Source organism: Pseudomonas sp. GD04019 (assembly GCF_029837695.1).
GTDB lineage: Bacteria > Pseudomonadota > Gammaproteobacteria > Pseudomonadales > Pseudomonadaceae > Aquipseudomonas.
Genome location: NZ_JAOEEA010000001.1, coordinates 429,265 through 448,602, shown reverse-complemented (window position 1 = coordinate 448,602; position 19,338 = coordinate 429,265). Strand labels below are relative to the sequence as shown.

The 19,338-nt window shown below is 66.6% G+C and carries 17 protein-coding genes; 9 read left to right on the top strand and 8 right to left on the bottom strand.

From position 1 onward, the window contains the following. Window positions 1–72: 72 nt before the first annotated feature. On the top strand, window positions 73–3,573 hold the full coding sequence (locus N7607_RS02090; RefSeq protein WP_279867034.1) for a response regulator: 3,501 nt from the start codon (window positions 73–75) through the stop codon (window positions 3,571–3,573). Then, window positions 3,573–4,757, top strand: coding sequence for an HD domain-containing phosphohydrolase (locus N7607_RS02085; RefSeq protein ID WP_279867036.1), 1,185 nt, complete (start codon window positions 3,573–3,575; stop codon window positions 4,755–4,757). Before N7607_RS02090 ends, N7607_RS02085 begins: the two co-directional genes overlap by 1 nt. Before the next feature lie 120 nt (window positions 4,758–4,877). On the opposite strand, the gene N7607_RS02080 is transcribed toward N7607_RS02085, so the two are convergent. Next, entirely contained in the window at window positions 4,878–5,171 is a 294-nt protein-coding gene (locus tag N7607_RS02080; protein WP_279867037.1) for a DUF2218 domain-containing protein, read from the bottom strand. 53 nt (window positions 5,172–5,224) lie between these two features. Continuing rightward, window positions 5,225–5,866 carry an NAD(P)-dependent oxidoreductase gene (locus N7607_RS02075; protein WP_279867038.1) on the bottom strand — a complete coding sequence of 214 codons (642 nt, stop codon included), beginning with the start codon at window positions 5,864–5,866 and terminating at the stop codon, window positions 5,225–5,227. 100 nt (window positions 5,867–5,966) lie between these two features. On the opposite strand from N7607_RS02075, the gene N7607_RS02070 reads away from it, so the two are divergent. The 3 genes from N7607_RS02070 to N7607_RS02060 all read left to right on the top strand — a co-directional run bounded on the left by N7607_RS02070 (window position 5,967) and on the right by N7607_RS02060 (window position 8,794). After that, entirely contained in the window at window positions 5,967–6,857 is an 891-nt protein-coding gene (locus N7607_RS02070) for a LysR family transcriptional regulator (protein WP_279867040.1), read from the top strand. Between the two features lie 66 nt (window positions 6,858–6,923). After that, window positions 6,924–7,811 (top strand): PA4780 family RIO1-like protein kinase, encoded by an 888-nt coding sequence (locus N7607_RS02065; RefSeq protein WP_192396632.1) that lies wholly within the window; start codon window positions 6,924–6,926, stop codon window positions 7,809–7,811. 95 nt (window positions 7,812–7,906) lie between these two features. Further along, on the top strand, window positions 7,907–8,794 hold the full coding sequence (locus N7607_RS02060) for an EamA family transporter (protein WP_279867041.1): 888 nt from the start codon (window positions 7,907–7,909) through the stop codon (window positions 8,792–8,794). Here the strand turns inward: N7607_RS02060 and N7607_RS02055 are convergent. Next, window positions 8,739–9,662 carry a LysR family transcriptional regulator gene (locus N7607_RS02055; protein WP_279867042.1) on the bottom strand — a complete coding sequence of 308 codons (924 nt, stop codon included), beginning with the start codon at window positions 9,660–9,662 and terminating at the stop codon, window positions 8,739–8,741. The genes N7607_RS02060 and N7607_RS02055 overlap by 56 nt on opposite strands. A 116-nt stretch (window positions 9,663–9,778) precedes the next feature. On the opposite strand from N7607_RS02055, the gene N7607_RS02050 reads away from it, so the two are divergent. Together N7607_RS02050 and bfr are read left to right on the top strand one after the other, a co-directional pair. Further along, window positions 9,779–10,534 carry an SDR family oxidoreductase gene (locus N7607_RS02050; RefSeq protein ID WP_192396635.1) on the top strand — a complete coding sequence of 252 codons (756 nt, stop codon included), beginning with the start codon at window positions 9,779–9,781 and terminating at the stop codon, window positions 10,532–10,534. A gap of 240 nt (window positions 10,535–10,774) precedes the next feature. Further along, a complete protein-coding gene (gene bfr / locus N7607_RS02045) occupies window positions 10,775–11,239 on the top strand; it encodes a bacterioferritin (RefSeq protein WP_192396636.1) in 465 nt (154 codons plus the stop codon). Between the two features lie 89 nt (window positions 11,240–11,328). On the opposite strand, the gene N7607_RS02040 is transcribed toward bfr, so the two are convergent. From N7607_RS02040 to N7607_RS02025, 4 genes are all read right to left on the bottom strand, one after another. Then, window positions 11,329–13,512, bottom strand: a complete 2,184-nt coding sequence (locus N7607_RS02040; protein ID WP_279867043.1) for a TonB-dependent siderophore receptor — start codon at window positions 13,510–13,512, stop codon at window positions 11,329–11,331. A gap of 246 nt (window positions 13,513–13,758) precedes the next feature. After that, a complete protein-coding gene (cueR, locus tag N7607_RS02035; protein WP_279867044.1) occupies window positions 13,759–14,160 on the bottom strand; it encodes a Cu(I)-responsive transcriptional regulator in 402 nt (133 codons plus the stop codon). Further along, window positions 14,157–16,541, bottom strand: a complete 2,385-nt coding sequence (locus N7607_RS02030) for a heavy metal translocating P-type ATPase (protein ID WP_279867046.1) — start codon at window positions 16,539–16,541, stop codon at window positions 14,157–14,159. The genes cueR and N7607_RS02030 overlap by 4 nt, the downstream gene beginning before the upstream one ends. A gap of 72 nt (window positions 16,542–16,613) precedes the next feature. Continuing rightward, window positions 16,614–17,072 (bottom strand): hypothetical protein, encoded by a 459-nt coding sequence (locus tag N7607_RS02025; protein WP_225592069.1) that lies wholly within the window; start codon window positions 17,070–17,072, stop codon window positions 16,614–16,616. A 129-nt stretch (window positions 17,073–17,201) separates the two neighbouring features. On the opposite strand from N7607_RS02025, the gene N7607_RS02020 reads away from it, so the two are divergent. Beyond that, window positions 17,202–17,399, top strand: a complete 198-nt coding sequence (locus N7607_RS02020; RefSeq protein WP_279867051.1) for a cation transporter — start codon at window positions 17,202–17,204, stop codon at window positions 17,397–17,399. Between the two features lie 4 nt (window positions 17,400–17,403). Here N7607_RS02020 and N7607_RS02015 read toward each other — a convergent pair whose 3' ends face one another. Continuing rightward, the gene (locus N7607_RS02015; protein ID WP_192396641.1) at window positions 17,404–18,033 is read right to left on the bottom strand and encodes a TetR family transcriptional regulator; all 630 of its coding nucleotides are present in this window, start codon (window positions 18,031–18,033) and stop codon (window positions 17,404–17,406) included. Between the two features lie 199 nt (window positions 18,034–18,232). Between N7607_RS02015 and N7607_RS02010 the strand changes: the two genes are divergently transcribed. Beyond that, the gene (locus N7607_RS02010; protein ID WP_279867201.1) at window positions 18,233–19,333 is read left to right on the top strand and encodes an efflux RND transporter periplasmic adaptor subunit; all 1,101 of its coding nucleotides are present in this window, start codon (window positions 18,233–18,235) and stop codon (window positions 19,331–19,333) included. Window positions 19,334–19,338: the final 5 nt, after the last annotated feature.

Sequence of the window (19,338 nt, the reverse complement as noted above, 5' to 3'; positions counted from 1 at the left end):
GCGGCCTGCCAATCCGCATCTGACTTTCAAAGCCTATGCTGAGAGCGCATCCGCCTGGTAAGGAAGTACCCCATGCCGCGTCTCTGCTGCCTGCTCCTGCTCTGCCTGTTGCCGCTGGCCGCACCCGCTGCGCTGCAGCTGGACGAGGCCGAGCGCACCTGGCTGGCCGAGCACCCGGTACTGCGGGTGGGCATCGAGCGCAGCGGCTGGCCGCCGTTCGACGTGCTCGACGAACAGGGCCGCCATCGCGGGCTCAGCGGCGATTACCTGGCGTTGCTCGCCCAGCGCCTCGGCCTGCGCCTGGAGCCGGTGCTGCTGGAGGACTGGGACGCGGCCCTGAGCGCTCTGCGCGAGGGCAAGGTCGACCTGCTGCCCTCGGTGGCCATGACCGCCGAACGCCAGGCCTACATGGCGTTCACTCGCCCCTACCTGGTCAGCAGCAGCCTGATCTTCACCCGCGCCGACGTGGCGGTGCAGCGCCCCGGCGACCTGGCCGGCAAGGTGGTGGCCATCGAGCGTGGCTACGTGTTGCAACAGGCGCTGCACGACAAGGTGCCGCAGGCGCAGCTGCTGGAAGTGGCGGACACCGAGGCGGCGCTGCGCTCGGTGTCGTCGGGGCGCGCCGATGCCTATGTCGGCGACATGATCGTGGCCAGTTACCTGATCCGCGAGCTGAACCTGACCAACCTGGAGCTGCGCGGCGAGACGGGCCTTTCCACCAGCGAGTTCCGCTTTGCCAGCCGGATCGACCATACGCCGCTGATCGCCCTGTTGGACAAGGCCCTGGCCAGCCTGAGCGGCGAGGAGCAGGAGGCGATCAAGGATCGCTGGCTGCCACCGCTGACGGCCTTCAACTGGCGGCGCCTGTTGCAGGTGGGCTGGCCCTATCTGCTCGGCCTGGTCGCACTGATCGCCTTCGTGCTGGTGTGGAACCGCCGCCTGGCCGTGCAGATCGCCGAGCGCCAGCGCGCCGAGGCCGAGGCCCAGCGCCAACGCAGCACGCTGCTGGCACTGATCAACGCGATTCCCGATCCGATCTGGTTCAAGGATGCCAAGGGCCGCTACATGGGCATCAACCAGGCCTGTGCCGAGCTATTCGGCAAGAGCCACGACGAGGTGGTCGGCCGCCGCGACACCGAGCTGCTGGCGCCGGCCTGGGCGGCGGTCCGCGCCGAGCACGACCGCACGGCGATGAACTGGCCGCACCCGTTCGAGAGCGAGGGCCAGGTCACCTATCCCGATGGCCGCCAGGTGGTGTTCGACACCCTGCGCACCACCTTCCACGACGACCAGGGCCGGTTGCTCGGCCTGGTCGGCGTCAGCCGCGACATCACCGTGCGCAAGCAGACCGAGGCCGAACTGGCCAAGGCCAAGGAACTGGCCGAGGAGGCGGCGCGGTTGAAGTCGGACTTCCTGGCCAACATGAGCCACGAGATCCGCACGCCGATGAACGCCATCATCGGCATGTCGCACCTGGCCATGAAGACCGACCTCAACCCGCGCCAGCGCGACTACCTGAGCAAGATCCAGCAGGCCGGCCAGCACCTGCTGGGGATCATCAACGACATCCTCGACTTCTCCAAGATCGAGGCCGGCAAGCTGACCATCGAGCGCATCGAGTTCGACCTGCAGCAGGTGCTGGAGAACCTCGCCGGGCTGATCGGCGACAAGGTCGGCGGCAAGGGCCTGGAGCTGGTGTTCAACCTCGACCCCGCGCTGCCGCAGCACTTGATCGGCGATCCGCTGCGCCTGGGGCAGATCCTGATCAACTACGCCAACAACGCGGTGAAGTTCACCGAGCAGGGCGAGGTGGAGGTGATCCTGCGCGCCGAGCAGCGCAGCGCCGATCAGCTGCTGCTGTACCTGGGCGTGCGCGACACCGGCATCGGCCTGACTACCGAGCAGCGCGGTCGTCTGTTCGAGTCGTTCCAGCAGGCCGACACCTCCACCACCCGCAAGTACGGCGGCACCGGCCTCGGCCTGGCCATCTGCAAGAGCCTGGCCGAGGCCATGGGCGGGCATGTGGGAGTGGAGAGCGAGGCCGGCCGCGGCAGCCTGTTCTGGTGCCGGGTGCCCCTAGGTATCGCCGGCGAACAGGGCCCGCGGCTGCTGGCCCAGGCCGACCTGCGCGGGCGCCGGGTGCTGGTGGTGGACGACAACGACAGTGCGCGCCAGGTACTCGGCGGCATGCTTGAGAGCATGAGCTTTCGCGTCGATGCGGTGGAGTCCGGTAGGCTGGCCCTGCAGCGGGTACAGGATGCCGTTTTGCGCCGCGACCCCTACGAGCTGCTGGTGCTGGACTGGCAGATGCCCGGCATGGACGGCCTGGAACTGGCGCGCAAGGTCGGCGAGCTGGGCCTGCAACCGCGACCGCACCTGCTGATGGCCACCGCCTTCGGCCGCGAGGAGGTGCTGCTCGGCGCCGAGCGCGCCGGCATCGAGGACGTGTTGCTCAAGCCGCTCAACCCTTCGCTGCTGTTCGATGCGGTGATCCGCAGCCTGGGCGGCGCGGGCATGGCCCAGGGCTTCGCGCGTCTGCCGGTGGGCGAGGTGGTGCCGGACTTCAGCGGCCAGCGCGTGCTGCTGGTGGAAGACAACGAGCTGAATCGCGAGGTGGCCTGCGGCCTGCTGCAGGAGAGCGGCCTGCAGATCGAGCAGGCCGAGCACGGGCAGATTGCCATCGAGCTATTGCGTGCCAGTCCGGACGGTTACTACGGCCTGGTGCTGATGGACATGCAAATGCCGGTGCTGGACGGCGTCGCCACCACCCAGGCGCTGCGCCGCGAGCCGCGCTTCGCCGGGCTGCCGATCGTGGCGATGACCGCCAACGCCATGCCGGCTGACCGCGAGCGCTGTCTGGCGGCGGGGATGAACGACCATCTGGGCAAACCGATCGAGCCCGCCGAGCTGTGGGCCACCCTGGGGCGCTGGTTGCGCGCCAGCGAAAAGCCGGTGGCGGCCGTGGCCCAGGCCGGACTGCCGGACTGGCAGCTGCCGGGCGTCGACCTGGCCAGCGGCCTGCGCCGGGTGCTGGGCAAGCCGGAGCTGTACCGTCGTCTGCTGGACAAGTTCGCCGCCAGCCAGGCCGATTGCGCCACACGGCTGCGCCAGGCCCTGACCGCCGGCGAGCAGGAGCGTGCCGAACGCGAGGCCCATAGCCTCAAGGGCCTGGCCGGCAACCTTGGCGCGCTGGATCTGGCGACCCAGGCGGCGGCCATCGAGAGTGCGATCAAGGATGCCCGTCACGACGAGCTGGACGCCCAGCTCGGCGAACTGGAGCGCAGCCTGGCGGCGCTGGTGGCGGCCATCGCGGCGTTGCAGCCGGCGCTGCTGAGCAGCGCCGATCCGCAGCAACTGGCGCCGCTGTGCCATCAGCTGCAGCGACTGTTCGAGGACGACGATCCGCGCGCCGGAAAACTCTTCGACGAACAGGCCGAACTGCTGCGCAGCGCCTTTAATGATGAATACGCAGCGCTGGCCGCGGCGGTACATGGCTTCGATTTCGAGCGGGCCTTGGTGCTGTTGCGTCAGGTGGCGCAGCAACACGGGATCGCTCTCAAGGGGGAAGGATGATGGTGGACATGCTCGACCGGCCCGACCGGCCGCTGGTGCTGCTGGTGGACGACACGCCGGAAAATCTGGAGCTGATGAGTGAACTGCTGGCCGACAGCTACCGCATCAAGGTCGCCAACAACGGCCACAAGGCCCTGCGCATCGCCGCAGGCAGCCAGCAGCCGGACCTGATCCTGCTGGACATCATGATGCCGGAGATGGACGGCTATGAAGTCTGCCGCCTGCTCAAGATGAACCCGGCCACGGCGGACATCCCGGTGGTGTTCCTCACCGCCAAGACCGAGGTGGCCGACGAGCAGCAGGGCTTCGACCTGGGCGCGGTGGACTACATCACCAAGCCGATCAGCCCGCCGATCGTCCTCGCCCGCGTGCACGCCCAGCTGCAGCTCAAGGCCAGCGCGGACTTCCTGCGCGACAAGAGCGAGTACCTGGAGCTGGAAGTGCGCCGGCGCACCCGTGACATGCAGCGCCTGCAGGAAGTGACCATCGAGGCCATGGCCAGCCTGGCGGCGATGCGCCACAACCCCAACGGCAAGCACCTGTCGCGGGTCGAGCCTTACATGGTCGCCCTGGCCAAGGCGCTGGCCTACCAGCAGCCGGCGCTGGCCGATGAGCTGAGCGCCGAGCGCATCGCCCAGCTGGGCAAGTCGGCGCTGCTGCATGGCATCGGCAAGCTGGTGCTGCCGGATCGCATCCTGCTCAGCCCGGTGCCGCTGCAGGGTGATGATCTGCAGCTGCTGCACCGGCATGCGGTGGCCGGGCGCGATGCGTTGCTGGCGGCCGAGGCCAAGCTGGGCAGCGTGCCGGACTTCCTGCGTGATGCCCGCGACATCGTCTACAGCCAGCACGAGCACTGGGATGGCAGCGGCTATCCGCAGGGCCTGCGCGGCGAGCAGATTCCCCTGGCGGCGCGGCTGATGGCGCTGGTCGGCGACTACGAGGAGCTGACCAGCCACCATCCCTATCGCCAGTCGATGAGCCATGCCGAGGCGCAGCAGCGCATCGGCGCGGCCAGCGGCACGCGTTTCGATCCGTCGGTGGTGCTGGCCTTTATCGAGGCCGAGCAGGAGTTCGCCGCCATCGCCCAGCGCCTGGCCGACGATGCGGCGGCCATCCATGGCGAACTGCAGCGCCTGGACGAGTCGCTGGGGGAAAGCATCGAGCTGACCCTGCCGCCGAGTTAAGCCGTCCTGCCTGTGTAGGGCAGGTGCCATCTATGCCGCATTCGCGCGGGTTTCACCCGCTCTACGAACCGACTCCGTAGGGCGGGTGAAACCCGCGTCTAGCCCATTACCCGCATGCGATCAGGCTCCGGCCTGCCAATCCAGACTCAGCGCCTCCTGCCAGGCGAAGCGCTCGAAGTGGCTGGCTACCACACCCTGCAGTTTTTCCAGATCGGTGCTGCTGGCGCTTTCCACGCGCAGGGTCAGGCCCTGGGCATCGGCCTGCAGCAGGCTCAGGCCGAAGGCGAACTCGATGCGTCCCTGCTGCTCGTCGAAGCTGACCGGCAGCTTGTGCGCGAAGTGCTTGCACAGGCGGCTGATGTAGCGCGCCGGGGTGTCGGTGACGACGTGGGCCGAGGCGGTGAAGTTGCTCATGCGATCTCCTGGGTGAGGTTGCCCGCGCTCGCAGGCGCGGGCGGGATGGCCGATCAGTAGGCGACGGTGAAGCGCTGACGAATGTGCTGCGGCTGCTCGGCTTCATCGAGCAGGGCCACGGCCAGGTCGGCCACCGAGATAGGCGCCGGGGCGTCGCCATCCATCAGCAGCTGTTCGCCGCCGATACGGAACTGGCCGGTGCGCGGGCCCGGCTGCAGCAGGGCGGCGGGGGAGAGGAAGGTCCACTGCAGTTCCTGCTCGTCGCGCAGCAGGTTCAGGGCCTGGCGCGCGCCTTCGGCGCCTTCCTTGTACTCGGCGGGGAAGTTCGGCGTGTCGATCAGCTGCTGCCCCGGTGCCACGTACAGGCTGCCGGCGCCGCCAACCACCAGCAGGCGCTTGACGCCGGCCTGCTTGGTGGCGGCGCTGATGGCGCGGCTACCGGCAATGAACTGCTCGCGGATATCGGCCAGGCCCCAGCCGGGGTTGAAGGCGCTGAGCACTACATCGTGGCCGCGCAGCTGGTCGGCCAGGGCGGCCACGTCATGCACGTCGGCCGGCTGGGCGTCGAGGTTGGCGTGCTGCGGCAGTTTCTGCGGATTACGCACCAGGGCAGTGACCTGGTGGCCGCGGTTCAGGGATTCTTCCAGCAGGGCGGCGCCGACATAGCCGGTGGCGCCGATCAGGGCGATTTTCATGGGGTGGTCCTCGGTGGGTTGCGATGGTTGAATAATCGCAGCTGGATAAATCCGAGAAAAAGCGGCTTAAATACCTTGGATAATTAAGCAGGGCTTAATAATGGAGCAGCTAAAGCGCATGGCCCTGTTCGCCACCGTGGTGGAGAAGGGCTCCATGGTGGCCGCCGCCGAGGCGCTGGGCATGAGCGCGTCGGCGGTCAGCCAGCAGATCGGCAAGTTGGAGCAGAGCACCCAGGTCAGCCTGCTGCACCGCACCACCCGCAAGCTGACCCTGACCGAGGCCGGCGCCCAGCTGTACCAGAGCTGTCGGCAGATCGTGGCGCTGGCCGAGCAGGCCGAACAGCGCCTGGCCGAACTGCGCGATGCACCGGTGGGCGAGCTGCGCATCGCCGCGCCGGTGGGTTTTTCCGGACGGCTGATCACCGACGCCCTGGCGCCGTTGCTCGGCGCCCATCCGGGCCTGAGCCTGCGGCTGTTCTTCCAGGACGAGCAGATCGATCTGATCGAGCAGCGTATCGACCTGGCCATCCGTGTCGGCGCCCAGGAGGACTCCAGCCTTGTCGCGCGCCATCTCGGCGACTGGCGCATGTTGCTGTGCGTGGCGCCGGCCTATCTGGCGCGCTGCGGGGCGGTGCTCGGGCCGGAGCAGCTGGTCGGCCTGGACTGGCTGAGCCTGAACCACGAGCGCGCCCAGCAGCTCACCCTGCACGGCCCCGGCGGCGCCCAGCAGCGCCTGCGCATCGAGAGCCGGGTGGCCTGCAACAACATCCTGTCGGTGCGGCATTTCTGTCTGGCGGGCATGGGCGTGTCGCTGCAGCCGGAGCCGGAGATTCGCGCCGAGCTGGCCAGCGGCGCGCTGCTGGTGCTGCTGCCGGAATGGCAGCCGGCGCCGGTCGGCATCCATATCGTCACCCCGCGCCGCGATGCCCAGCCGGCCAAGGTGCGCTACGCCATCGAGGCGCTGCGCCGGACCCTGTCGGTCGGCCACTAACTGGGCGGCGACGGCGGATTGCCGTATAAGGGCGGGATTGTTTCCCGTGGAGGCCCGATCAGTTCGATGAAAACCCCGAAACGCCTGGAGCCCTTGCTCGAAGATGGTCTGATCGACGAGGTGGTGCGCCCGCTGATGAGCGGTAAGGAAGCCTCGGTCTATGTCGTGCGTTGTGCTGGCGAGCTGCGCTGCGCCAAGGTCTACAAGGAGGCCAACAAGCGCGGTTTCCGCCAGGCCGCCGAGTACCAGGAGGGACGCAAGACGCGCAACAGCCGCGATGCCCGGGCCATGGCCAAGGGCAGCAAGTACGGGCGCAAGGAGCAGGAAGAGGCCTGGCAGAACGCCGAGGTGTCCGCGCTGTTCCGCCTGGCCAATGCCGGCGTGCGGGTGCCCAAGCCCTACGACTACCAGGACGGCGTGCTGCTGATGGAGATGGTCGACGACGGCTACGGCGATGCCGCGCCGCGCCTGAACGACGTCGACCTGCTGCCCGAGGACGCCCGCGAGTTCCACGCCTTCATGATCGGCGAGATCGTCAAAATGCTCTGCGCCGGCCTGGTCCACGGTGACCTCTCGGAATTCAACGTGCTGCTCGATCCGCTCGGTCCGGTGATCATCGACCTGCCTCAGGCGGTGGATGCAGCGGCCAACAACCATGCTTTCAGCATGCTCGAGCGCGACGTGCGCAACATGGCCGAGTACTTCGGTCAGTTCGCTCCGGAACTGCTCGATACCCGCTACGCCAAGGAAATGTGGGCGCTCTACGAGGACGGCAAGCTGACCCCGGAGAGCCAGTTAACCGGCCAGTTCGTCGAGCCGGAGGAAGAAGCGGACGTGGATGCGGTGATGCGCGAGATCAAGGCCGCCATGGCCGAGCAGGCGCGCCGCGAGGCCGCCCGCAACGCCGAGGACGCGCCGCGCGACGAGCCGCCACCACCGCCCTGGATGCAGTGACCAGCGACCTGTCTGGTCGCGAAAGCGGGGAACTGTATCGGGCGGGTGCGGTGCGGCGCTGGTAGGGTGGCGGCTGACATTCCGGAGCCTCGCTCATGCCGCTGCCGCACATCCTCCTGGCCCTGCTGGTCACCCTGATCTGGGGTGTCAACTTCGTCGTCATCAAGATCGGTCTGCAGGACTTCCCGCCGCTGCTGTTCTGCGCCCTGCGCTTCGCCCTGGCGGCGCTGCCGCTGCTGTTCCTGCGCGGGCCGCTGCCGGCGCCCTGGTGGCGCATCGTGCAGATCGGCGTGCTGCTCGGGGTGATCAAGTTCGGCCTGCTGTTCGTCGGCATGCATCTGGGCATGCCGGCGGGCCTGTCGTCGCTGGTGCTGCAGAGCCAGGTGTTCTTCACCGTGCTGATCGCCGCGCTGGTACTAGGTGAGCGGCCCAGCATTCGCGCCTTGGCCGGGTTGGTTCTGGCAGTCGGCGGTCTGGTGCTGATCGGCCTGCAGCGGCCCCTGGGCGACAGCCTGCTGGGCTTCGTGCTGGTGGTCGTGGCGGCACTGGCCTGGGCCTTCTCCAATATCGCCACCAAGCGCTCGGGCGCCAGCGACATGCTGCGCCTGATCTGCTGGGTCAGCCTGGTGCCGGTGCTGCCGCTGCTGGGGCTGTCCTACCTGTTCGAGGGGCCGCAAGCGATGGGCGCGGCGCTGGGCGAACTGAGCTGGCGCGGCGTCGGCGCGCTGCTGTACATCGCCTTCCTGGCCACCACGGTGGGCTTCGCCATCTGGAGTTTCCTGCTGCGCCGCTACCCGGCGAGCCAGGTCACGCCGTTCGCCCTGGCGGTACCGGTGTCGGGACTGCTGGCCGGCTGGCTGCTGCTGGGCGAGGCGCTCACTCCGCTCGGCTGGCTGGCCTGTGCCCTGGTGTTCGGTGGCCTGGCGATCAATTTGCTGCCGGCAGGCTGGTTCCGTCGAGGTAGTCCCGCACCAGCCGGCTGAGCCAGTCCATGAACACCTGCACGCGCTTCGACAGGTTGCGCCGGTGCGGGTACAGCAGCGACACCGGCATGGGCGCGGCACGATACTCGGGAAGTATCTCCACCAGCCGGCCGCTGGCCAGGTGCCCGCGAATGCCGGCCAGCGGCACCTGGATGATGCCGAGCCCGGCCAGGCAGGCCTGGGTGTAGGCGTCGGTGCTGTTCACCGTCAGCGCGCCGGGCATCTCCATGCAGCGCGGCGCGCCCTCTTCGACGAACTCCCAGCCGATCGGCTTCATGCCCAGCGTCGGTACGTAGTGCACCAGCCGATGCGCGGCCAGATCGGCGAGGCTGCGCGGCATGCCGAAGCGCTCAAGGTAGTCCGGGCTGGCGCAGTTAATCTGCTCCATCAGGCCCAGCGGGCGGGCGATCAGCGCGGCGTCCACCAGGCTGCCGATGCGCACCACGCAGTCGAAGCCTTCGCGGATCAGGTCGACCTTGTGGTCGGTGCAGCTCAGTTCCAGCTCCAGGTGCGGGTGCTCGGCGAGAAAGGCCGGCAGGTGCGGCAGCACCAGATCGCGAGCCAGGGCCTGGCCCATGTCCACCCGCAGGCGACCGCGCAGCTGGCCGGCGTCTAGCTGGAACATCGAGGCGATCTCGTCGGCGTCGGCCAGTAGGTCCTTGCAGCGTTCGTAGCAGGCCTGGCCGTCCTGGGTCAGCTGCACGCGCCTCGTCGTGCGGTGCAGCAGGCGAGCGCCGAGCTGGTTCTCCAGCTGCTGCACCTGCAGCGAGATGCTGGCCTTGGGCTGGCCGAGGCTCTCGGCGGCGCGGGTGAAGCTGGCCAGTTCGGCGACCCGCACGAAGGCGAGCATGGCGTTGAGTCGATCCATGGCGGTTCACTGTTATCGATTTGTGGACAGTCTAACCATAGGTGGCTGATTTATCCGTTTATCGTCGATCAATAGTCTGTGTCTCGTCCGTCACTCACTTCGACGAGGTACACAACATGAGCAAGATCACTCTCATCACCGGCGCCAGCCGCGGCCTGGGCAAGAACGCCGCCCTGCACCTGGCGCGCCATGGTCATGACCTGATCCTTACCTACCACAGCAACCAGAGCGAAGCCGATGCCGTGGTGGCCGAGATTCGCGCCCTGGGGCGCCAGGCCGTGGCCCTGCAGCTGGACGTGGGCCGCAGCGCCAGCTTTGCCGACTTCGCCGAGCGGGTACGCCTGGCGCTCAGCCTGACCTGGCAGCGCGACAGTTTCGATGCACTGGTGAACAACGCCGGCATCGGCATCCATGCGCCCTTCGCCGAGACCAGCGAGGAGCAGTTCGATCAGTTGATGAACATCCACCTCAAGGGCACCTTCTTCCTTACCCAGCGGTTGCTGCCGCTGCTGGCCGACGGTGGGCGCATCCTCAACGTCTCTACCGGGCTGGCGCGTTTCTCCCTGCCGGGTTACGCCGCCTACGCGGCCATGAAGGGTGGCATCGAAGTGCTGACCCGCTACCTGGCCAAGGAACTGGGCGGTCGCGGCATTCGCGCCAACACCATTGCCCCCGGTGCCATCGAGACCGACTTCGGCGGGGGCGTGGTGCGTGACAACCGCGAGCTCAACGCCGTCATCGCCGGGCAGACCGCGCTGGGCCGGGTCGGCCTGCCGGACGATATCGGCAATGCCATCGGCATGCTGCTGTCGGAGGAGGCCGGCTGGATCAATGCGCAGCGCGTGGAGGTGTCTGGCGGCATGTTCGTCTGACGCTTTGCAGGCAGGATTGTGTCCCGCTCCGGGGGCGCAATCCTGACACCGGAGAAGCTCGTGCAAGGCCTTATCCACAGTGATTTTCGTTAGCGCTTGAATTCACTGCAGCCCAATAGCCATGCGGCTTTGCGCTAATGCGAATCGCTCCGCCGAGAGCGACATTTTGTTGCTTGACCATTGTGCGCGCAGGGTCGAAGCTGCCTACCTAAGCGATCTTTTTTAGCAAGGAAACGAGTCATGCAAGGCGCGACCGAAGTCGTCGATTATCTGAAGGATCTGCTGCGTGGCGAGCTGGCTGCGCGCGACCAGTATTTCCTGCATTCGCGGATGTACCAGGACTGGGGCTTCGAGAAGCTCTATGAGCGGATTAACCACGAGATGGAGGAGGAGACCCAGCACGCCGACGCCCTGCTGCAGCGCATCCTCTTCCTCGAAGCCACACCGGACATGACGCCCAAGGCGATCCACCCCGGTGCCACCGTGCCGGACATGCTGAAGAGCGATCTGGCCCTGGAGTACGAAGTGCGCGAGGCCCTGGCCAAGGGCATCGAACTGTGCGAGAAGCACGGCGACTACATGAGCCGCGACATCCTGGTGCTGCAGCTCAACGACACCGAGGAAGACCACGCCTACTGGCTCGAGCAGCAGCTCGGCCTGATCGGTCGTGTGGGCCTGCAGAACTATCTGCAATCGCAAGCCTGAAGCTTCAAGCATGAAAAAAGGGAGCCTAGGCTCCCTTTTTTATTGGCTCCGTCCGAGCCGGTGAACCGGCTCAGTGGGGGCTGTTTCGCTTACAGGGTCCACTTCACGCTGAACATGGCGTTACGCGGAGCGCCGTAGTTCAGGTTGCCGAAGTCGATACCACTGTAATAGTGCTTGTCGAACAGGTTGTTGATGTTGATGCGGGTGTCGATGTTCTCGTTCACCTTGTAGCCAACCATCAGGCCGACCAGGGAGTAGTCCTCCTGCTGGTAGCCTTCCGGGCTCTCGGTCGAGCTCTGGCTGATGACGTCGCCACCGACGCGCCACTGGTTCAACTGGCCCGGCAGGTTGTAGACGGTGGCCAGCTTGTACAGGTGACGTGGGATGGTCGGGTCGAAGTACTCGCCTTCGTTGTCCTCGTTGGCATCCTGCTTGTACTTGGCTTCGACGTAGGTGTAGGACGCGCTGGCGTTCCAGTTCTCGGTCAGAGCACCGCTGACTTCAAAATCGAGACCCTGGCTACGCACCTTGCCGGATGCGCGCTGGCAGTAAGGCGAGATCGGGTTGCTCGGGCAGGGGGTCGGGCCGCTGGTGTCTTCCACGGCGCGGTTCAGTTGGTCGACCTGGAACAGCGCCACGGTGGCGTTCACTGCACCGTCCAGGTACTCGCCTTTCAGACCGATCTCGTAGTTCTCGCCTTCGATTGGCTTGAGAACGCTGCCGGAAGCATCGATGGCCTGCTGCGGCTTGAAGATGTCGGTGTAGCTGGCGTAGACCGAGTAGGTGTCGTTCAGGTCGTAGATCGCACCGGCGTAACGGGTGAGGTTACGAGTGACCTTGTAGCTGTCGGTCTCGGTCTCGAACTCGTGCCAGTCGAGACGGGCGCCAACGATCACCTTGAGCGGGTCGGCCACGTTGAAGCGGCTGGTCACATAGGTGCCGGTCTGGGTTTCGTCGGTCTTCATGCCCCAGAGGCGCATGTTGTAGCTCGGCTTGTCGGTGTTACTCGGATCCCAGTCATCCGGGTCGAAGCCAACGGCCGGACCGCTGCCATCGGAGTACATGATGTCGCCCCAGCCGCCGTGGCCGTCGAAGGCTTCTTCGCGGTAGCTGGTACCGACGACCAGCTCGTGCTCACGGCCGAGCAGCTGGAAGGGGCCGGATGCGACGGCGTCGTAGCTGCTATGGTCGTCGGTGTAGACGTACTGGCCGCCGCCCTGATCGATAGTGTCGCAGGCGGTGTAGTAGCAGCTGTTGTACATACCCAGCATGTGGATGCGACCCCACATCTTGTTCATTGCCAGCTTCATCTTCCAGCCGTTGTCGAAACGGTGCTCGATGTCGCTGAACAGCTGGGTGGTCTTTGTATCCCAGTAGGACCAGTCAGCACCGTAGTAGGTGTCACGGTCGAAGCCGAAGTCTTCGCCGCCCGGCTTGCTTGGCAGGCCGACCCAGTTGTCGTTTCTGTTGTCGTTCTGGTACGAGGCGCCGATCGTCAGGGTGGTGGCGTCGGTCAGGTCCATCTCGCCGATGGCGTAGAGCAGGCCGCGCTCGCCGCTGACGTAATCCTGGAAGCTGTCGTTGGTCTGGTAGGCGGTGACGGCGCGACCACGGATGGTGCCTTCACTGTTCAGCGGGCCGGACACATCCACTTCGGTACGGTAGGTGTCCCAGGAGCCGGCGCTGCCGCTGATGCTGGCCTGCGGAGTGGCGGTGGGGCGCTTGCGTACCAGGTTGATGGCGGCGGACGGGTTGCCGGCGCCCTGCATCAGGCCGGTGGCGCCGCGGACGATCTCGACGCGGTCGTATATGGCCAGGTCGGCGGCGGAAATCACGTCCTGGGTATAGGTGGAGATGCTGGTCGGCATGCCGTCGTACATGATGTTGTCGACTTCGAAGCCGCGAGCCTTGTAGCTCTGGCGTGCCGGGCCGTATTGGTTAACGGTAAGGCCGGGGGTGTACTTGACCACATCATTGAGGTCTTCCATGCCTTGGTCTTCGATACGCTGGCGAGTGATCACGCTGACCGACTGCGGGGTCTCGCGGATGGACAGCGGCAGCTTGGTGCCAGTGGCCATGGCGCCAGTGGTATAGGATTTGGTGCCCTCGGTGGTGGCTTGACCTGCCAGACCCTGGCCTTCGATCTGGGTCGCTTCCAGCTGCACAGCTTCTTTCTGTTGCTCGGTAGCGGTGGTTTCGGCCTGGGCTGCGCTGGCGAAGCTCAGGGCGACGGCGATGGCGGCAGCCAGCGGCGACACGTGATGACGATGCATGGGATGGTCCTGTAGACGAGTTCTGGCAGATGCTTTTTTTAGTGCGCGCTGCAGTTTCTGCAGGCAAGCCGATACCCCTGCTCGTCCTTGAGGGCCATCAATCGATATCTGGTGCGGGTTCGGCGGCGCGAGTGTAAAGAAGTCGCATTTGGTAGTAAATAGGAATCTATATCACTAGCTTGCTTTTATCATTTGATATAGATGCGCGAATGCACTTGCCTGCCAAAAAGGATTAAGCGGGGCGGCTCAGCCTCCGCAGCAGCCGGACTCCAGGTCCTTAAGAATCGGGCAGTCCGGCCGATGATCGCCCTGACAGTGCTGCACCAGCTCGCTGAGCGTGTCGCGCAGGGCGGTGAGTTCGGCGATCTTGCGGTTCAGCTCCTCGACATGGGCCAAAGCCAGGGCCTTGACGTCGGCGCTGGCGCGATCGCGGTCCTGCCACAGGGTCAGTAGCTTGCCGACTTCTTCCAGCGAGAAGCCCAGGTCGCGGGAGCGCTTGATGAAGGCCAGCACGTGCAGATCCTGTGATCCGTACAGGCGATAGCCGCTGTCCGAGCGTCCAGCCGGCTTGAGTAGGCCTATGGACTCGTAGTAGCGGATCATCTTGGCGCTGAGCCCGCTCTGTTTGGCTGCCTGGCCGATATTCATGGGCGTTTCTCCAGTTCGGGCTTCCAGGTATTGAGTAGCAAGGCGTTGCTCACCACGCTGACGCTGGACAGGGCCATGGCGGCGCCGGCCAGCATCGGGTTGAGCAGGCCGAAGGCGGCCAGCGGGATGCCCACCAGGTTGTAGACGAAGGCCCAGAACAGGTTCTGCTGGATCTTGTTCCAGGTGCGTCGGCTGATTTCCAACGCCGCCGGTACCAGGCGCGGGTCGCCGCGCATCAAGGTGATGCCGGCGGCGTGCATGGCCACGTCGGTGCCGCCACCCATGGCGATACCGACGTCGGCGGCGGCCAGGGCCGGGGCGTCGTTGATGCCGTCACCGACCATGGCCACTACAGCGCCGCTGTTTTTCAGCCCGGCGACATGGGCGGCCTTGTCGGCCGGCAGTACCTGGGCATGCACCCGGTCGATGCCCAGCGCGCGACCCACGGCCCCGGCGCTGCCGGCATTGTCGCCGCTGATCAGATGGCTCTCGATATGGCGCTCACGCAGCGCGGCGATGGTGTCGGCGGCTCCCTCCTTGAGGCTGTCGCCGAAGGCCAGCAGCCCCAGCACCCTGGGGGGCGCGCTCTGCTCGATCAACCAGGACAGGGTGCGACCTTCGGTCTCCCAATCGCTGGCCTGGTTCTGCAGTTGGCTGCTCAGGCCCAGTTCGCCGAACAGGCGCTGGTTGCCAAGGGCCAGTTCGCGCCCTTCGATCACGCCGCGAATACCCCGACCCGCCAACGCCTGGCTGGCGGATAGCGCTGGCAGGGCGATGTCCTGTTCCGCGGCGGCCTGCAGCACGGCATGCGCCAGTGGATGTTCGCTGCCCTGTTGCAGGGCTCCGGCCAGGCGCAACAGCTCGCTTTCCTCGATACCCGCCGTGGCCAGGTGGACGATGCGCGGTTGTCCGGAAGTGAGGGTGCCGGTCTTGTCGAACGCCACCACCGTGACCTTGTGGGCCAGCTCCAGGGCTTCGGCATCCTTGATCAGGATGCCGTGGCGCGCGGCCACGCCGGTGCCGGCCATGATCGCCGCCGGGGTGGCCAGGCCGAGGGCGCAGGGGCAGGCGATCACCAGTACCGTCACTGCGTTGATCAGTGCCTGCTCCACGCCGGCGCCGACCAGCAGCCAGCCGCCAAGGGTGGCGAGGGCGATCAGCAGCACGACCGGGACGAACACCGCGCTGACCCGGTCCACCAGTTTCTGGATCGGCGCCTTGGCTGCCTGGGCGTCTTCCACCAGGCGGATGATCCGCGCCAGCACCGTTTCGCCACCGAGTGCCGTGGTACGCACGACGAGACGTCCTTCGCCATTGATGGCGCCACCGGTGATCTGGTCGCCCGGTGCCTTGGCCACGGGCAGGCTCTCGCCGCTGATCAGCGCTTCGTCGGCCTGGCTGTGGCCTTCCAGCACTTCACCATCCACCGGGAAGCGTTCGCCGGGGCGCACCACGACAAGGTCGCCCAGGCGCAGGGCGGTGATCGCCACGTCCTCTTCGCGACTATCGACCAGGCGAGTGGCGCGCTCCGGGCGCAAGGCTTCGAGTGCGCGAATGGCTGCGCTGGTCTGGCGCTTGGCGCGGCTCTCCAAGTACTTGCCGAGCAGCACCAGGGCGATGACCACGGCCGAGGCCTCGAAATACAGGTGCGGCGCGTGATGCCCAGCCGTGGCCCACAGATACAGGCTGAGGCCGTAGCCGGCGCTGGTGCCGAGGGCGACCAGCAGGTCCATATTGCCGCTGCCGGCACGCACGGCCTTCCAGGCGGCGACATAGAAGCGTGCGCCAAGTACGAACTGCACCGGCGTGGCCAGGGCGAATTGCGCCCAGGCCGGCAGCATCCAGTGCAGCCCGGCCCATTCGGCGAACATCGGCACCAGCAGTGGAGCGGCCAGCAGCAGGGCGGCGATCACGGCCCAGCGTTCGCGGCGCAGGGCGGCCTGCGGATCGACCCTGGCCGATTCGCTGAGCAGGGACGCCGAATAGCCGGCCTGCTCCACCGCGGCGATCAACGCGGCCAGGTCCGTGCCGTCCAACAGCTCGACGCGGGCGCGCTCGCTGGCCAGATTGACGCTGACGTTGCTGACGCCGGGCACCTTGCCCAGGGCTCGCTCGATGCGCCCGGCGCAGCTGGCGCAGGTCATGCCGCCGAGCTGCAGTTCCAGGCTCTGTTGTGGCACTGAATAGCCGGCGTGCTCGACGGCGGCTAGCAGTTCGCCCAGGCGCTCGCGCGGCGCGGTGATCCGCGCCCGCTCACTGGCCAGGTTGACCTGGCTCTGCTGCACCTCCGGCACCTGGGCGAGCGCGCGCTCCACGCGGCCGGCGCAACTGGCGCAGGTCATGCCACGGATGGGAAGGTCGAAAGTCTGCAGGGTAGACATGGGGCGACTCCAAAGAATTCGCCCCTAGAATCAACCTTGACCTCGGGTCAAGGTCAAGCGCCGGCTCGCGTATCAGTAGTTGAGCGGTGCCGGAATCAGCTGCAGGCCCAGGGAGTCCATGGCGATGCGGTACTTGCTCACCTCGCCGGCGGTGACCCGCAGGGTCTGGTGGCGCAGTTGCTCGAAGCGCGGCTGGCAGTCACCGCCGCCGAGCTGGCCGAGGCGCACCAGCACCTCACCCGGCGGCAGGTTGAGGGTGATCGACTGGCCCTGATACAGGCGCGCGGTCAGGTTGCCCTGCAGGTACAGGCCGATCTCGCAGGGGGTGGAGACTTCCAGGCGCTCGCGGGACACGGTGAGCACGCCGTAGTCGATCGGCGTAGGCAGGGTCATCGGCGCCAGCGGGACGGTGGCGGGCAGGGGCGGGACCTGGACCGGCATCGCGGCCGACTCGGCCGTGGGTTCGGGCACCGACTCGTCGGCCAGGGCCGGCAGGCTGAGCAACAAGAGCAGGGCGATGGGCAGGCGCATGGCGAATCCCTCCAGAGGCTCTGTGCAGCTTGGGCCAGGCTGGCGGGGACTACAAGTCGCGAGGCCTTGACTTTGCCCTGATGGCAAGCTCGATGCTGGTCTCGTCAGCAATTCAATGAGGGGAATGTTATGCAGGTTCTGAAAGTGTCGGGCATGAGCTGTGGTCACTGCGTGCGCGCCATCACCCGTGCGGTGCAGGCCGGCGATCCGGCGGCGGAGGTTCAGGTCGACCTGGCTGCCGGCGAGGTGCGGGTGGCCAGCCGCCTGAGCCTGGAGCAATTGCTGGCGGTGTTGCGCGAGGAGGGTTACGCAGCCGAGGCGGCCTGATCCGTCAGGCCGGCGGATTCCACTCGCGCAGCAGGCCGCGCAGCTGCGCATCGATCAGCGCTGGCGTGTCCGACAGCGGATCGAACAGCTGCGGGTCGCGGGTCCAGTCGGTGAACAGGCCGATGATCTGCGCGTGCAGCGCCCGCGCGGCCAGGCGCGGAGACATGCCCGGTAGCAGGCGCTCGCGGCAGGCCGGGCGGGCAAACAGCTGCTCGACCAGGCCGATGAACTGGTTGATAAAGGCGTTGTGCCGCTGCTCGGCCTCGCGCAGTTCATCGGTGAACTCGCAGCGGTGCAGCAGGATGGTGAAGATGCGCCGTCGCTGCTCGTCGCGGGCCAGGTTGGCGATTGCCTCGATGCACAGGTCGCGCAGCGACAGCAGCGGGTCCGCGCCGCCGCAGCCGCTGAGGCGCTCGGTCAGCTGCTCCGGCGGCAGGCGTACCTGGCTGAGCATTTCATGAAACAGATGGGCCTTATTTTCGAAGTGCCAGTACACCGCGCCACGGGTCACCCCAGCGGCGCGGGCGATCTGTTCCAGGGTGCTGTGGGCCACGCCCTTTTCCAGAAACAGCTGCTCGGCGGCCGCCATGATGGCGACGCGAGTCTGCTCGGCTTGCTCTTTGGTTCGGCGCATGGCGGGTAAGCGGAATCCGTCTAGGCTCTTGTTCTGGGGAACTCAGTGTAATGAATTCTGTGCCGTTGTTCAGTTTACAGACGCAGATGTATGTAACTAGCATGGCACTCCTTCGGGGCCTTGCCCACTTCAAGACGTCATGGAGATGACCATGCTTGCTCGCTCGCTTCCGTTCGCATTCCCAACGCTTGCCCTGAGCATGCTGTTCAGTCCGTGGCTGCAGGCCGCCGAACAGGGCCAGCAAATGCCGCCGCCGGAGGTGGTGGTGGAGGAAGCCAAGGTCGAATCGCTGCCGCTGCAGTTCGAATACCCGGCGCGCACCGCCGGCTTCCGCGAAGTGCAGGTGCGTGCCCAGGTCAGCGGCATCCTGCAGGAGCGCACCTATCAGGAGGGCAGCCAGGTCAAGCAGGGGCAGATCCTCTTCCGCATCGACCCGCGCCCGTACCAGGCCGCTCTGTCCCGCGCCAAGGGCTCGCTGGCCCAGGAGCAGGCGCGCTACCGGCAGACCGAGCGCGATCTCAAACGTATCCGTGAGCTGCAGAAGAAGGGCTTCGCCAGCGAGAGCGAGCTGGACAATGCGGTGTCCAACTTCGAACAGAGCAAGGCCAACATCGAGGCGGCCAAGGCCGAGGTGCAGTCCAAGCAGATCGACCTCGACTACACCACGGTGGAGGCGCCGATCTCCGGTATCACCAGCAAGGAAACCGTGTCCGAAGGCAGCCTGATGGTGGCCGGCGACCCGAACGCCAGCCTGCTGACCCAGATCACCCAGCTCGACCCCCTCTACGTCAACTTCGCCGCTCCCGATCGCGAGGTGTCCGCCGTGCGCAGCGGCCTGCAGAGCGGCAGCCTGGTGCGCGAGGGCGGCCAGCAGATGAGCGTGGAGATCAAGTTCGGCGACGGCACCAGCTACCCGGTGGAAGGCAAGGTCGACTTCACCGACAGCCTGATCGACCGCAGCACCGGCACCGTCAGTGCCCGTGCGGTGGTGGCCAACCCGAACCTGGCGCTGATGCCGGGCCAGTTCGTGCGCGTGGTGGTCAAGGGCATCAACAAGCCCAACGCGATCACCGTGCCGGAGCGCGCGCTGTCCCAGGGGCCGAACGGCACCTTCGTCTATGTGGTGGATGACCAGGGTATGGCGCGCATTCGCCCGATCGGCACGGCGCACACCGCCAATGGCCGCTGGGTGGTGGAAAGCGGTATCGAATCCGGCGACAAGGTGATAGTCGAGGGCCTGCCCAAGGTTCACCCTAACGCGCCCGTCAAGGTGGTCGACGCCGCCCCTGCCAAGCAGTAAGGAGT